Source organism: Photobacterium minamisatsumaniensis, assembly GCF_050336695.1.
Classification (GTDB): domain Bacteria; phylum Pseudomonadota; class Gammaproteobacteria; order Enterobacterales; family Vibrionaceae; genus Photobacterium; species Photobacterium minamisatsumaniensis.
Genome location: NZ_JAKJSI010000019.1, coordinates 45609 through 61416, shown reverse-complemented (window position 1 = coordinate 61416; position 15808 = coordinate 45609). Strand labels below are relative to the sequence as shown.

The window sequence follows — 15808 nt, the reverse complement described above, 5'->3', positions numbered from 1 at the left end:
TTATTTGCAGAATGATGCTGTCGAGACTCACTATTGGTCAATCCAGACATTTTGTAATTCCGGCCACCCCCATGCATTCATGGTTACGCCTTTGATTAAGTCTTTAAAATGGAGTGCCTGTTTGTGATGAAATAAAGGTAGTAACAAGTGTGAGGAGATAAGGGTTGTTGATATTGGCTCTAACTCAACAAGATAGTTATCTGATGTGTGTTTTGATCTTAGCGCGATTAACTTTTGCTCTAGCCATAAACGGTCACTCTCAGGCAGGCTTTGATGTAGGATTGGATCGGATAGCATCCAACATAGAATAGAAGAAGGGAGATTATCATCAAAGTTTAGGCTGGTAAGAATAAGATCTTCGGTGAGATCGTTAGCAAAAGCGTGGCGATAAAAGTCAGAGAATGAATAGCAATTTATTTCACATTGAATACCTGCTCTTTGCATTATTGCAGAGATGGCATTAGCACATTCTTCGAGTGCTTTGTGCTTGAACAGGGCGATAGTCAATGTGGGCGGCAAGCAGGTTTCTACCTCCGTACCAGGAAGCACCTTGACCCAACTCGGTAATATGTTTTGGGCTGTTACCGCTTCTATTTCATACTTAGAGTGAGCACGTAATTCAGATTTTAAAGCATCTTCCGTCGTGAGCAGATAGCTTATTAGTTTTCTTTGTAGCAGCGATAAGTTGGCTCGGTAGTTAAAGATCCCCAACAAGCAACCATCTTCAATTTGATTGTATACGTCTGATTGGGATGATGGCTGGTGGTTGTCTAGTGTTACGTAGTTTACGCAAGTTGAACTTAGCTTTTCGTTTGCTAACTCGGTGTCGAGATTTGTCTCACCAAGTTTGAAGTTGTATTGGCTCGGAACTTGCCAAATGGTGACGGTATCGGTAAGAGCACGATAGCCATGAAAATGATTGTTTGCACTTAGCATCAATCTTTTGTCTGAATGCTCTTTAACCTGAAAAACACCGCTACCGATAACTTCTGTAACGGAAGATAGTTGAGTGATGGGTTGTATGGAGTATCTCACATCGGCAACCAGCCCTGCTAAACCGGGGTCTGGTTTATTGAGTTTGAATTCAATGCATAGTGGACTAGCAGCAGTAATGCTCACAACATGTGCGAGATCTTTTTTAAAAGGAGAGAGTTCTTTTAGCCCCTTAAATAAACTCGCAATGTGTTCAGCATTAATTTCATTCCCGTTATGAAAAGAGAGCTGTGGACGGAGGTGAAATTTCCAACTTAGTGCTTCTTCATTATATACCCAGTGGTGTGCAAGATCGGCGCTGATGAGACCATGCTTATCGCACTTTGTTAGGCAGCTATATACTTGGCGTAATAAAAATCGCTCACTATTTCGTTGTGGTATGTGCGGTAATAATGCCGAGAAATTACGATCATAGGTTAGTTGAATATGTACTTGGCCTTCACGTAGCTGTGTGCCAGAAGTGTTGATCAATAACTGTCCAAAAAGCGCTTTATCGTTATCGATAAGTGCCATAGCTTTCTCATAGTCACCTTCGGCAATCATTTTTTGAGCTAAATCTGCCTTGAGGGCCGTAAGACTATATTTAAGGAGGAGTGTCGATCTTTGGTTGCGTCCGACTTTAGGGCTCCACTCAATCCAGCCAAGCTCATGCATTTGTTTTAATAATGTACGGCAATGTCTGGTGCTGGTGAACATCATCTCGGCGACTTCAGCAAGCGTAACGGAGATCTCATTATTGACCCCATATTTAACTAATCGTGAGTAATAGAGAACTTGTTTTTTAGCACTAAAAACAGGTTGTTTCTCTTCCATTCTATTYCTCATTTAATGTTTTTTTTGATATAACCTATTGAATTTGTCAATTTTAGCCCTTAATGAGGAACAGTTAAAAGAAATATCTTCTGTTTTACTCTTCATATTTTAGCGAGATAATATTCTCGAATTATAAGAGGAGACTCGTACATGTTTGATGTAATTAAGCGCGTGATATGTAACAAAAATGAGATGCCATTAAGCGAGTATTATCAAAGCAGATTACTGAGTGTGACGAGCTCGGTGGAAGTTGAGGCTATTCTATCTACGCAATCATTGATGTCACTCTCTGAGTTGAAACCAACAACGCATCGAAGTGTTAGTAAGGAATTTTTATTGTCATTGTACGAATCTGATTGTCAGCAAGAAATGACGAGCAGATGCAAAAAAGGAAAAAATGCCAAATAACGATTATCGATATACGAGTGATCTCATAACGATGAGGTGTGATTAGCGGTAACCTTGCTCGTATATTTTCAAAATATTAGTCATTAGCGGAGAAACAAGATGAAAAATCCACATGTGGGTGAAATGGTCTTAAGCAAGGAACAGATAGAGGAGGGAGCAAATACCGTTGCAGGGATGCTTAATAAAGTGTTTAAAGAGGCTGTAATCATAACGGTTGTACCTGGAGGGATCCTTTTTACGGCTGACCTTGTACGTAAACTCAACATTGATATCTGCATGGATTATATTTCTTGTCCCCATACACCAGGTGACAGTAACAATACTTCAGAGATTGTTTATCACAATAATATCGATATAACAGATAAAGACGTTATCGTTATCGATGATGCTATTGAATCTGGTGGTACAATGAAGCGTCTTATTGAACATTTGTCGGATAACTTTTCACCAAAATCACTCTCGATTGCGACACTATTCGTCAAACCAAGCAGAGTAGATATTCCAGTTGTTCAATATTTTGCTTATGAAATGCCCAATGATGATCTCTTAGTTGGTTATGGTTTGCCTTGGGAGAATAAACTTAGAAATATTCCTTATATATCTAAGTTAGTTAAGTAGTGTTATTGATACGTTTTATTCTAACTACTCGCAAGATCAAAAAGTTTAACCCAATAGGTTCATTTAATATGAGCCTATTGGGTGTATCGCCTGAAAATAATTAGCGTTCTAAGACTTCTTTCAGCACTTCACCCGTAGCACCACTTGGTTGAGTAATACCCAAAATATTAGACAGCGTTGGGGCAATATCGTAAGGCGTTATGGCACGAGATACCTTGTTGGTTTGCACTGAGCTACCCGCAAATATAACAGGGACATGGGTGTCATAGCGCCAAGGTGAGCCATGCGTTGAAGCAATGGTAAGCCCGTCCATGTCATTAATGTAGGTGCGCGGGGCAAATACAAGGTAAATATCACCTGAGCGTTGAGGGTGATAGTTATTTTTAACTAACTGCATAATATGGGTATCAGGTAGCTTATTAGTTTGAATATCGGTACTTGTTACCGCATAAGAGATACCTGTAACTTTGCTTACTTGTTCTGCAATGACACGCTGTACCTCTGCAAGATTAAGATCTTTTTCTTTAATCATTTCATGGTTTAGGTAGATGTAAGGTTGAGCATAGAGCCGTATTACGTCTTCGCTAAGACCAAAGCGGATCTTTAATTGATCTAATAGAGCAGGTGTGATGATCGCGTCTTTATTAAAGTAGCTTGCACTATTATAGCCAAGAGCGTTAACGGTAGGTGCTGCTTCCGGCACACCGTGATCAGCAGATAAAACAATTAACGTATTCTCAAGGCCTACTTTGGCATCAACCTGTTTAAGTAGCTTGCTAATGGTTCTATCTAGTCGGATTAAGTTATCTTCAGCTTCGAGGCTAGAAGGCCCATACATATGAATGACATAGTCGTTTGATGAGAAACTAACAGCAAGGTAGTCTGTGAATTTACCACGGCCTAATTGCTCTTTTTCGATAAGGGTAGAGGCAAAACTTTCGGTTAATTCATCGCCTGCAGGGCTTAACGTTAACATGGTACTGAAATACGGATAGCTGGCAGGTCCATAAGGGTGCGGAAAGCTGCGTTTAAAGCCGGCTAAATCCACCTTATGATCTGTTTCGCCTTCTTTAAGGGTGTACTGATCTTCGGGTAGCGAGAGCGTCCAACGTTGCTTGGAATATTGGGCTGTATGATCAGCACTATTCCAATCCGTTACCCAATCTGGGTACTGGTCATAGTAATATTCACTGGTTACAAATTCAGACTGCGCCTTGGAAAACCAGAACGCTTTACCTGAATGTCCAGCAAGTGAAATAGCACCGCGATCTTTAATTGATACCGAGAAGAGCTTGGATTCTCCGTTACTTGCAACTGCAAGCTCATCACTGAAGGTTGTCGATAAAATTGGCACTGGCGAACGCCCATCCAGTTGTGCGGCTTTCTGTGTCGGGTCGATTTCGGTTGATTGGTCAACGCCAGCATTAGCACTTAGCATGCTGTAGTTACCATCTTCGACATTATAGACTAGACGATCAAGTTGCCTGTCATACCAAACGTTACCCACCATACCGTGTACACTCGGCGGTGCCCCTGTAGCTAGGGATACATGGCCAACAATGGTTTCGGTGTTCCCGTGCTGATAATGAGCATTGGTATAATAAGTGCCTTGATCCATTAAGTAACGAAAGCCATCATCGCTAAAGTTTTGTTTATAGCGCTCCAGTAGGTCGGCACGTAGCCCATCAACGGTAATTTGAAGTACGAGTTTGGGTTTCTCTGGTGCCGCTATTGCTGGCATGGCGAGCAATCCAGTCATAAGCATGCAAGGTAACCAAGGTTTGTTCATTATTGCTTTCCTTTGATTAAGAGTGTATCCGTGTTCTGTGTGCCTTCGGGCTTATTACTTCTCATCTCTAACGAGTCTTAGTCCCATGTCAGACATCAAAATGGATTGACTAGCGAAATCTCGTCGGTAGTTTTCCGACTCGTTGGCATCGTATGAAAAGCTGCCACCACGGACCGATTTATGTGCCAAACCAATGTCTGTATCGTGGGCATTATTTGGGTTGCTTGCAGGGCCATAGCGATAAAAGCCATCATCAAAGGCATCAATCACAAACTCGCCGACATTCCCCGTCATGTCGTATAAGCCGAGCTCATTCGGTTGTTTCTGGCCGACAGGTTGCGCTTGGTTATTCGAGTTACCTGCATACCACGCTACATCATCAATATTGTTTGAGCCGCTGTAGGTATAGCCTTGGCTGAGGTTGCCGCCTTGCGCTGCAAATTCCCATTCGGCCTCGGTGGGTAGACGATAATTAACACCAGTAAGTTCGTTCAGTTTTGTAATAAAGAAATTGGCTTGTTGCCAGCTGATGTTATTTACAGGGACATCAGGGGCTTTGAAGTAGCTGAGAGACGAACCCATGACTGACTCAAACAACGATTGCGTTACCTCAAACTTAGACATGTAAAAACTGTTTACTGAAACAGCTCTCGCAGGTGTTTCTGATTTTTTTGCATTAGCTGAATTGGATCCCATCACAAAGCTTCCGCCTTCAACGAGTACCATGTCAGTTTCAATTTGTTGTTTAATTGGGTGGGGAGGCTTTGATATGTTACTGACTGCTAGCCATACAATGGCACCAGCACCGATGACTAGTGCGATGCGTGATTGTTTAGGTAGGTTTGAGAACTTAGATAATTTAGAAAACACGGGTATGCACCTCCGAAGCCGATGGAGAGCGCATTGTAGGTGATTACGACATTCCCATTGGTTATAAGGGGTATAACAAGCAATTCTCTTAGTCGCGATTTAACATTGTTGCTCCCTGAATAAATTGCGTATAGGTGAGATATGTTAGTCACTCAAGGTCCACAGTTTAACGGTAAGGCATCTAAGCGTTTGCATGTAATGGCTAAGCCAATTGGCGCAGCTTGCAACATTGATTGCACTTATTGCTATTACTTGAGCAAACAGGATTTGCTTGAGTATAAAAAAGGCTGTTCGCCAAAGATGGATGACGACACTCTTGAAACGTATATCCGACAATATATTGAGGGTCAAAATACCCCTGAGATTATATTTTCTTGGCAGGGGGGAGAGCCTACAATGCTTGGGCTCGAGTATTTCCAAAAAGTGGTTGAGTTACAAAAGAAGTATCAGCCAGCAGGTGTGATAATTTCAAATGACCTACAAACAAACGGTACGTTGCTTAATGATGAATGGTGCGAGTTTCTTGCGTCCCATCATTTCCTCGTTGGATTAAGTATTGATGGCCCAGAGCTATTGCATAATACCTACCGAACCAACAAAGCTGGACGTGGTACTTTTAGGCAAGTCATGAACGCCGTTGACTTGCTACATAAGCACAATGTGAAATTTGCGACATTAACGTGTGTGAATAACCTAACCAGCAAGAACCCATTAGAGGTTTATCGATTTTTGCGTGATGTCGTGAAATCACCTCAAATGCAGTTCATTCCTATTGTGGAACAGAAAACGTTCCGTACGACAGCCCCGCAAACATGGGAACCTCAAGAACAACTGCGCCAAGGCGATAAGCGACTTAACCCATGGCATAAGCAGTCGGTAGTTGAACCGTGGTGTGTATCGGCTGATGCGTGGGGAGATTTTCTTATTGCTGTTTTTGATGAATGGATCAAAAACGATATTGGCAAAGTGTTCGTTCAATATTTCGAAGCCAGTGTAGAAACATGGATGGGACGAAAAAACCCGCTTTGTACGCTTGGCGAAATATGCGGAAAAGGTTTAGCAATGGAGCCTAATGGCGATGTTTATACCTGTGACCACTATGTATACCCAGAATATAAAGTCGGCAACATTCATCATCAAAAGTTGGATGATATGGCTTACTCGGAAGAGCAGAAAAAATTTGGTTTTGCTAAATCAAGAACACTGACGACGCAGTGTCAGCAATGTGACTATAAATTTGCGTGTCATGGTGAATGCCCCAAAAATCGCTTTATTAGAACCAAAGATGGCGAGCCAGGGCTTAATTACCTTTGCGCTGGTTGGAAGAAGTTTTTCAGTCATGCAGATAACGCTATCGCTTATGTATTACGTATGACCGGAAACCCCGTAGCTTACGGAAAGTATCGTGATGAATTAAGGCATGCACAAGCAAGTCATGGTCCCGCTTTTGCATCAAAGTATTAGGTGTAGGTTTCTATGAAGAAGTCATTAGCCATTTTAACCAGCATTGCCTTGCTGTCATCGTCAGTATTTGCCAGCGACAATGTTGTTACTTCCCCTTCAAATTCTCAGGTGGCGGTACAGAAAGCAAGTGCTGAGCACATTCAACAACTTGTTTATACTGCGCAAGATAAACGTCAGGGTGATGATATTAGGGCTGATGCTTTGCGTCAGCTAGCTCGTTATCCCAATCAGAGCAGCTTGGTTGCTGTAGCGCGCGCACTAAAAGATGAAAGTGCGACTATTCGTGAAGCAGCTGTCATAGGTACAGACCCCTATCAGTTCGAACATCGCTGGCGTATCGTTGCGCCATTATTGCAAGACAGTAGCAGCCGAGTAAGGATCACGGCGACGACAAGCTTGATTCGAGACTATTCCAGCATGTCGTCTGAGCAGCAAAACGCGATAGAGCCCGCATATCAGGAGCTACTGACTTATTTGAAGTCTCAACCGGATACTGACTCAGTATTGTTACTTGCGGATGTATACCGTTGGCATCAAGAGTGGGGCAAAGCACAAACGCTCTATGAAAACTTATTGGTAAAGACACCAAATAATGTTCAGGTTTGGCTCAGTGTTGCAGATAACCTTCGTGCCCAAGGTAAAGATACGGAAGCGTTAAATTCGCTGGGTAGAGCGATCGAATTACAGCCTCAAGCGGCTAACCTTCATTATTCGAAAGCGCTAACGCTAGTAAGGTTGGATAAAAAAGCACAAGCAGCTGCAGCCATCGAAAAGGCAGCTAAATTGGCAGAAGATAATAGCTATTTTTGGTACTTGAACGGCGTGCTGCAAGAGCCGATCGATATAGCAAAATCAGTACAGTCATTCGAACAAGCTTATTTAATTTCAGGTGCACCAGAACAGCTTTATGCGGTTTGCGATATCTACGTTCGTACCAATAACGATCAGGCTGAACAATGCCTCGCTCAACTAGAAGAAATAGCCCCTGCATATGTAATAGAAAAACTGAAATATAAACAAGGCTAATGCTTTGCCTTGTTCAACCTACGTGAAATGTATTGAGAATAAAAATGCGACCATTAAAACTGACATTGGCAATAATGTCCGTCTTATCTTTGCCCGCACAAGCGAGCGGTATATTTTTGCAAGAAGCAGTTACTGCTAATGCTGGTACAGCAGGCGCCGGTGATGGTGTTTATACTGATTCGGCTGCCGCGATGTGGGTAAACCCTGCAACCATAAGTGGCATGGGAGAGAGCCTTACAACGTTTAACTTGTTAGGGTTCGACCTAGAAATGAAGTACACGGATAACGCTGACCGAGATATGGATGGTAAAGCGCATTCCGTTCTACCTTCCTTTGGTGCTTTTCATGCTCATCAGGTAACCGATAATCTGCACCTTGGTTTGGCATTAGGCGCGGTTGGTGGTTCAAGCCTTGCGTATGGTGATCAGTGGGCTGGGGCGGCTGCCCTTGATGAGATCACGTTAACGGCAATGCAATTTAATCCAGCCCTGAGTTATAAAATTAATTCACAATGGTCAGTTGGGGCTGGTGTACAGTTAAGTTGGGCGGCATTACAGCAGTCAACCAAAATGCTTGATGTAAAGCAGGATACAGACTGGGCATTCGGTGCCAATGTCGGTGTGATGTATCTGCATGATGAAAGGCTGGCACTGAGTGCGAGCTACCGAACAAAATTAGAGCATGAGTTTGATACTCGTGTTTCCGGGCCGACTCAAATTGGCCTGATTAATCGGCTGCAAACTGATATCAGCTTACCGGCCATTGCCGATGTCAGTGCCAGTTATGCAGTGAATAACCAACTTGATCTACTTGCCTCTGTTCAGTGGCATCGTTGGAGTGAATGGGATAATACAGTAATGAACTTCACCCCCGATACTGATCTTGGGTTAGGGCGTGACGGGGTAACAATAGACCGAGATTGGGATGATGTGTGGAAGTTCGCATTAGGTGCCGATTATCAGTTAAACAACGAGTGGCGATTAAAAGCTGGTTTCTCTTACGAAACGTCGCCGCAGGATGATCCCACTAAGCAATGGGTAGATGTACCCGTTGGCGAACAATATCGCTACTCGGTCGGTGCGGCAACAAAATGGGACGATATTACCGTTGATATGTTCTATGAATATGCTGATTTAGGTGAAGTGGATATTCAGCGTACGCTCCCAAGGCTGAACGGAAGCTTTGATGGTCGGATACATTTTGTCGGTGTGAGTTTTACTTATTAATTCAGTACGAGATTTTCGCTGTCCTAATGAATGTTATTTTGAATTTTGCTGGTCTTGCTAGGACTATTTGGCTCTACAGAAACTGTAGAGCCTTTTTTGTTTGCCCAGCAAAGCTGGCAAACCCGTCAGGTTGAAAGAAACCTGAATCGCCCCGACTAAGGGGAAGATAATCCAAATGGCAAGGGCGTTGCTGGCCAACGGCAGGGTCTGAAGGAAGCCATAGGAAGTAAGGTGTACACAACTTACCGTAACCTGTTTCGGCACTGTTGGTGGGTAAGCGTGCAAAATAGCGTTAAGCCCAATACTTAGTCAGACCAATGGTGTGTTTGAGGGTGGGATACCTTACAGGGAGCCAGTGCAATAACTGGGGAAGCCTGGCACCGCATCCGGGCAAACGCCGGAGGCGCAAGCACAAGGTGAAAGCCGAGGCTCGTGCTGGTGTGAGGTGGCAGATGAATCCGTAGTAGTGAGTAAGGCTCGGCCAGTGAAGCCCAGTAATGGCGTGGAGGAGAAAACCGAGCTGACCAGCAGCAATATGTCTGGTGGGGCGCCATGCTGCTAAAAGCACATCGCGTTGCGAAGGGAGGAAGTACGTTTCAAGTCTGTGATGAACAGGTGTTTTTTTTCATGGTACACAAGCCGGCTCGCTACCGGGGTATTCCCACTTGGTTAACTGGAAGCAGGGTACTGAGGGGTGAATCCGTACATGGGAGTAATCAGAGTGACAGTAGTAGATTGCCATTGAGCTAGAACGCTACAGAGCCTGATGAAATAGACCGACATGAAGACAAAGCACACTGTCTCCACACAGCGCACAACCCAAGAGTATGGAGAGAAGTTGAGGGTATATTACAGCCTGTATGGCCAACTGCTTAATAAGGAGCGGCTGTACAAGGGGTTCAAAAAGGTGTGGAAATCAAAGGGTGCGGCAGGAACTGATATGCAGAGCCTGAGTGACTTCGCCTCGAATCTGAGTAACAACCTCGACCAACTCCTACTCGAACTGAAAACTCGGCAGTATTGTCCCCTTCCAGTCAGGCGGGTCGAAATCCCGAAAGACGATGGCGGTGTCAGGCTGCTGGGTATCCCGAGTGTTCGGGACAGAGTTGTCCAACAAACCCTGAATGATTTACTTACCCCCATCTTCGAGGAGCAGTTCCATCCATCAAGCTTTGGATACCGGCCTCGAAGAAGCTGTCACGATGCTATCAACAAAGCCACGATGTTCATCCGCAGGTATGGCCTGCAGTATGTCGTTGATATGGACTTGTCCAAGTGCTTCGACAAGCTTGATCATGAGCTTATCTTGTCAAGCATACGGAAACGGGTCACAGATAGTAGTGTTCTTGAACTGGTAAAACAGTTCCTGAAAAGTGGGGTAATGGAGAATGGGCATTGGTATGAGACAGAAGTCGGGAGTCCACAGGGCGGTGTAATAAGCCCATTGATAGCGAATCTCTATCTGGATGCGTTCGATCAGGAAATGAGACGACGCGGTCATCGTATAGTGCGCTATGCCGATGATATCTTAATCCTCTGTCGAAGCCGTTCGGGTGCAGAGAATGCACTCAGGCAGGCAACGGAGATACTGGAAAAAGGCCTGAAACTCACGGTGAACCAGAGTAAATCCCATCTTGCCCATAGCCATGACGGTGTGAAGTTCTTGGGTGTGGAGATAGGGAGTCATTACACCCGGATCCAACCTAAGAAGGTGCAAAGGTTCAGGGATAGGCTCAAAAGCATGACCAAGCGCAATAGGGGCAAGCCTCTATGCGAGGTCATCAAAGCGTTAAATCCGGTGCTAAGAGGCTTTGGCCAGTACTTCAAAGTAGCGAATGCCAACGGGGAGTTCAAGAGGCTCGCCACTTGGCTTCGAAGGCGGTTACGTAGCCTTCAGTTGAAGCTCTGGAAGACGGCCAAAAGGTTACACAGGAGACTGAAACAACTTGGGTATAAGGCGCACTTCAAGCACATTCGAATGACATGTTGGAGAAGTTCGGCGAGTCCCTTGGCCAGCTATGCGATGCCAAACCAGTGGTTCATTGAACTGGGTCTGGTAAATCTTGAGCATATAAAGACAGGGTATGTGTTCAGCAATTATGCTGAATGGAAACGTGCATGAGCCGTGTACGAGGCCCGTACGCACGGTTCTGTGAGAGGGATGAGGTGGAGACGCCTCACCCTACTCGTTAAGACATGAAATACTTAATTATTGTTATAACGTCTTCATATACTCAACTAATGCATATTTTTCATTTTGTTTTAAATCAACACCGTATGTATGACCACGGTTGCTATTTCCCAGTAACCCGGTATCAAATAATGAAGAGTGGGGCACCTGCTCGTTGATAAAGCCGACATTTACAGCGTCTAATTTTCGACTGCCGACGTAGAATTCTTTTAAACGCTGTTCTTCTGGCTTTAATAACTCCATTAGTGAAAGTACAGAGCCATTGTGAAGGTAAGGAGCGGTAGCCCAAATTCCATTAAGTGGGCGAGCTTTATAAACTTGCCCATCACGTACCGCAGCTTTTATTGCTTTTTGTTCCGGCGTAGTTTGGAGGTTGTTAATGTAGCCCTTGACATCAACCACAACCAAACCAGAATCCAGAAGTTCTTTACATAACTTTGGCGTCAATTTGCATTTGGAATTTATGAATTGAGCTGTGTCGTGAAGGTCTTTATAAGCTAGTTTAAAGTCGTCAAGACCCTTTAATGCTTTTTTTGCATAGTCCTTACGTTGAGTATCATTGAAGCCAATACCATTATTTAGACTCGGATCCCCTGCTAATACTCCACCTTCATATTCAACGAAACTGGCAGGCATAGCTTCTTTAAGTTGCGATAAAATAGTTCCTACAACCGAATTTACCAAAGGATCTAAGCCCGTTGTAATAGTACCTATTTGTGGGCCTAATTTGCCAAATTCATGGCGAGAGTTAAATGCACCACTATCTCGATAAGCTAATAGGTTTATGATTTCTTGTGCATCGGTTTTCACATCGAATAAAGGTGTAAGTTGTGCTTTATAAGGTTTACCTTGATCTGACTTAGCAACGACGGCATGGCAACTGGCGCATTCTTTTGCATAGATACTTTTACCTTGTTGCGATTTAGATGTGTCGATGCTTGATAGCCTCTGTGGCCAAGGTGGCGCTTTTAACTGTGCGACTCTTGCTTCTAGAATACCTAAGCCTTTAAAATCTAAAGATGACGGGTAAGCAACGGTATTGGTGTTTTTATCTATTTCAATTTGTCCGTAAACACCGAGTACTTCGCCGCCATTTCGGATCAGCGCGCCGAGACTCAATGGACCATTAGGTGCAAAACCTGTCCACTGAACGACATCCGACTGATGTGTCCCCCAAAGAAATGGGTAGCTTACCGGCGCGTTTGCAACACGCGCGTTATGAGGGTCATTGTWAAAAACCGACAATACTTGATTGAAAATCGCTCCGATAGCATCCAGTCGCCCGTAGCCATATGGCGCTTGATGATCATTCGGCACATTGATTTTATTACGGTGATTAAGTATGCCGGTTTGCTTAATTAAATCTAACTTCAGGCTATCTCTATTGTCAGTGCTATCGATATAGTTTGATGTTTGTAATACATTTTTGGCAAAGCGTTCAAATTTATCATCATCTCTGATCGTTGACTCTAGGGCTGCAACTAAATCGACATTGAATTGCTGAAAATTCGCCATTGTTGGGCCGCCATCAATACGCATTACCGTGCCTTTATATTCCACTTCCGTTGTATGGCAAGCCGCGCAATTCATACCAACCCAAGATTCTTCGCTCATTCCTGGGTAAGTCTGTGATTTCTTAGTTTTAGCTGAAGGTGTGTCTTTTACAAAACCTATACTTAGTCCGTCAGGATTATTTTTAGTTATCTTGCTAGGGAGATAACCGTAACTGCTTATATTATTGTTAGCGCGAAAGAGTGATGTATCATCTACTTGTTCTAAATATAGATACCAATCATAAGGCATTATTCTTGAACCTTGACTAGTAGAGTAGAACTGCTGTTGAGTCTTTTCAGTCCAACCTTGACCAAGATTAATGGCTTCGTTGGTACTGCCTTCTACTGGCATGGAGTAGGTTAATTCAGTCCCATCTTGAAATGGAATTGTTCGTTGTAATACTTCTATTTCGGCGAGTTTTTTGATTTCATTAAGCCATTGCTCTGAAAACGGATTTTTTGCTTCGCTTGCAATAACGTGATAGTTAAAAAGGAACAGCGTAGAAATGAATATATTGATAGTTATTTTTAGTTTGCACATAACCTTTCCTTAGTGATGTTTATACCGTAAATAGATTAGAGGCATATATCATCACGGGTTATTACCTAGCTATTACATTATTAATCTCATTTAAAATTGAATGGGGATGCAGTAAAACGAAAAAGCCCTGACTAAATCAGGGCTTGATTGTTTTTAGTGAAAACTAAACGCGATTAATAGTGCCAAGGGAACTGGCTGAAATCTTGGTCACGTTTTTCCAGGAAGGCATCACGGCCTTCTTGCGCTTCAGCGGTACCATAGGCAAGGCGTGTTGCTTCACCAGCGAACAGTTGTTGACCTACCAAACCATCATCTGGCAGGTTGAAGCCGTATTTAAGCATACGCATTGCTGTTGGAGATTTGCTGGTAATTTCTTTTGCCCAGCGCAATGCTTCTTCTTCTAATTCGAAGTGATTAACAACCTTATTTACCATACCCATTTCATACGCTTCTTGTGCGCTGTAGTCAAAACCACAGAAGAAGATTTCACGAGCGCGCTTTTGGCCAATCATCTTCGCAAGGTAAGCAGAGCCGTAGCCTGAATCGAATGATGCGACATCAGGATCAGTTTGCTTAAATACCGCGTGTTCTTTCGAAGCAAGCGTTAAGTCACACACAACGTGAAGGCTATGGCCGCCACCTACAGCCCAACCAGGTACAACAGCGATAACAACTTTAGGCATAAAGCGGATCATACGCTGAACTTCCAGAATATGTAGACGTCCCATACGAGCTACGTCGGCTTTACCCGCTTCTTCACCTTCGTATTTGTAACCGTCTTTACCGCGAATACGTTGGTCACCACCTGAAGAGAACGACCACTGACCTTTCTTAGAAGGGCCATCACCCGTTAAGAGAACACAACCAACATCTGACCACTGTCGAGCGTGATCAAGTGCTGTGAATAATTCATCAACGGTTTTAGGGCGAAATGCATTTAAGCAATCTGGGCGGTTAATGGCGATACGCACCGTACCATGTGCTTTAGCACGATGATAAGTAATGTCTTCAAAATCAAAGCCTGGAACGATATCCCATAGTTCTGGGTTAAAAATTGTTTTGTCAGTCATGTTGAAATTAGCCTCAACGAATGGATGACATAAGGCTAGGGAGTTGAAAGAAAATGTCAATTTCTGAATGGAAAAGTAGTGATATTAATAGCGGAATATGAAATGAGTGTTTACTCTGCGACCGTTAATACAGTGATAAGGGCTAGTACGCTGCTAGCCCTAAACTCAAGTTATTAGTTAGCTAGGCGCGTTATTTTTCTTTTTCTTGATAAGCCGAGCCCAATCAGACCAAATCCAAACAGCGCGAGTGTTTCTGGCTCTGGTACGTAGTTATAGTAAATCCCGCGAGATGCGTAAGTGTCACTTGCTGGGCCTGTGATGAATGAGGTAAACATCGGATCCCAACTTGTTAACCCGATATGGTGGTTAACAAAATTCCCGCTAATGCCATCGGTTAATCCCGGTACATTACTTACTTGATAGCCTGTACCAAAAGAGCCATTGCTTTCTGAACCAGTAATCACAGCACTTAAATCACCTAAGTTATTTTCATCTTCCCAAATAACATGGCCACCACCATCTAGGTAGGGTTTGATTACCGTTGCCCAGTCTGCATTCAATGATGTACTGCTATTCCAAGTAAACAATAATAAGTCGTAGGTGGAAAGTAGGGCGGCTGTGCTAAGGGCGTTAAAGGCAGTTTCAGTAATACGATCGACACTACCAGCAAGATCACCGCTGGAAAAAACATCATCCAATTCACGATTACCAAAATTCCCACCAATTCCTGCTGCGGTGATAAAGGAATCGGCGCTATTGCCGCCAGTTAAGAAGTTTACTTGGTTGAGTAATAAGTTGTACTGGTTACCGCCTGGATCTCCTGCACCTCTAACGGCATGGTAATCATTATCGATACCTGAAACAATCATCCCTGCTTGGGTTGCTGTAGAGAATCCTAATGCCATTAAGCATGATAGAACTAACTTCTGATTTCTCTTTAACATAACCTACCTCACCTTGGTTTATTGATTACTTTGAAAACAATTTCAATATGCGTCTTCAATTGAAATGCAATATGGGTACCAATTTTTCAACTGTTATTTTTCAACATAAAATCAATTACTTGAATATTTTTTGTTAGAGAGGCTTTTACCGAGTGTAAAAAAATCTGACAGTGAAATTGGGTGAGGACGTATTTTTGCTATTAGTTAGCAACCATGACTGACTTATTAGTCACAATAATGAGTAGTCGAATGGATTTATTTTAAACTTAAATTAATGACGGTGCTTGTAACGACAAATGATA

10 protein-coding genes and 1 pseudogene are annotated in these 15808 nt (G+C 43.3%); 5 read left to right on the top strand and 6 right to left on the bottom strand.

Annotated features, from left to right (window positions below; genetic code table 11):
• Nucleotides 1-30: 30 nt before the first annotated feature.
• Nucleotides 31-1806 carry an SgrR family transcriptional regulator gene (locus L4D78_RS10400; RefSeq protein ID WP_428466852.1) on the bottom strand — a complete coding sequence of 592 codons (1776 nt, stop codon included), beginning with the start codon at nt 1804-1806 and terminating at the stop codon, nt 31-33.
• A 507-nt stretch (nt 1807-2313) separates the two neighbouring features.
• Between L4D78_RS10400 and L4D78_RS10395 the strand changes: the two genes are divergently transcribed.
• Nucleotides 2314-2832, top strand: coding sequence for a phosphoribosyltransferase (locus L4D78_RS10395; RefSeq protein ID WP_428466851.1), 519 nt, complete (start codon nt 2314-2316; stop codon nt 2830-2832).
• 100 nt (nt 2833-2932) lie between these two features.
• On the opposite strand, the gene L4D78_RS10390 is transcribed toward L4D78_RS10395, so the two are convergent.
• Together L4D78_RS10390 and L4D78_RS10385 are read right to left on the bottom strand one after the other, a co-directional pair.
• Entirely contained in the window at nt 2933-4621 is a 1689-nt protein-coding gene (locus tag L4D78_RS10390; RefSeq protein ID WP_428466850.1) for an alkaline phosphatase family protein, read from the bottom strand.
• A gap of 54 nt (nt 4622-4675) precedes the next feature.
• A pseudogene (locus L4D78_RS10385) lies at nt 4676-5389 on the bottom strand (formylglycine-generating enzyme family protein); the annotation flags it as partial.
• A 243-nt stretch (nt 5390-5632) separates the two neighbouring features.
• On the opposite strand from L4D78_RS10385, the gene L4D78_RS10380 reads away from it, so the two are divergent.
• From L4D78_RS10380 to ltrA, 4 genes are all read left to right on the top strand, one after another.
• Nucleotides 5633-6955 (top strand): anaerobic sulfatase maturase, encoded by a 1323-nt coding sequence (locus L4D78_RS10380; protein ID WP_428466849.1) that lies wholly within the window; start codon nt 5633-5635, stop codon nt 6953-6955.
• A 12-nt stretch (nt 6956-6967) separates the two neighbouring features.
• The gene (locus L4D78_RS10375; RefSeq protein ID WP_428466848.1) at nt 6968-7981 is read left to right on the top strand and encodes a tetratricopeptide repeat protein; all 1014 of its coding nucleotides are present in this window, start codon (nt 6968-6970) and stop codon (nt 7979-7981) included.
• Nucleotides 7982-8025: 44 nt separating this feature from the next.
• Nucleotides 8026-9207, top strand: coding sequence for an OmpP1/FadL family transporter (locus tag L4D78_RS10370; protein WP_428466847.1), 1182 nt, complete (start codon nt 8026-8028; stop codon nt 9205-9207).
• Nucleotides 9208-10045: 838 nt separating this feature from the next.
• Nucleotides 10046-11329: a group II intron reverse transcriptase/maturase gene (gene ltrA / locus L4D78_RS10365; RefSeq protein ID WP_428466930.1), complete on the top strand. Its 1284-nt coding sequence runs from the start codon at nt 10046-10048 to the stop codon at nt 11327-11329.
• Nucleotides 11330-11422: 93 nt separating this feature from the next.
• On the opposite strand, the gene L4D78_RS10360 is transcribed toward ltrA, so the two are convergent.
• The 3 genes from L4D78_RS10360 to L4D78_RS10350 form a co-directional block, all read right to left on the bottom strand.
• Nucleotides 11423-13492, bottom strand: a complete 2070-nt coding sequence (locus L4D78_RS10360) for a di-heme-cytochrome C peroxidase (protein WP_428466846.1) — start codon at nt 13490-13492, stop codon at nt 11423-11425.
• A 173-nt stretch (nt 13493-13665) separates the two neighbouring features.
• Nucleotides 13666-14562: a 1,4-dihydroxy-2-naphthoyl-CoA synthase gene (locus L4D78_RS10355; protein WP_428466845.1), complete on the bottom strand. Its 897-nt coding sequence runs from the start codon at nt 14560-14562 to the stop codon at nt 13666-13668.
• 173 nt (nt 14563-14735) lie between these two features.
• The gene (locus L4D78_RS10350) at nt 14736-15506 is read right to left on the bottom strand and encodes a PEP-CTERM sorting domain-containing protein (protein ID WP_428466844.1); all 771 of its coding nucleotides are present in this window, start codon (nt 15504-15506) and stop codon (nt 14736-14738) included.
• Nucleotides 15507-15808 lie beyond the last annotated feature (302 nt).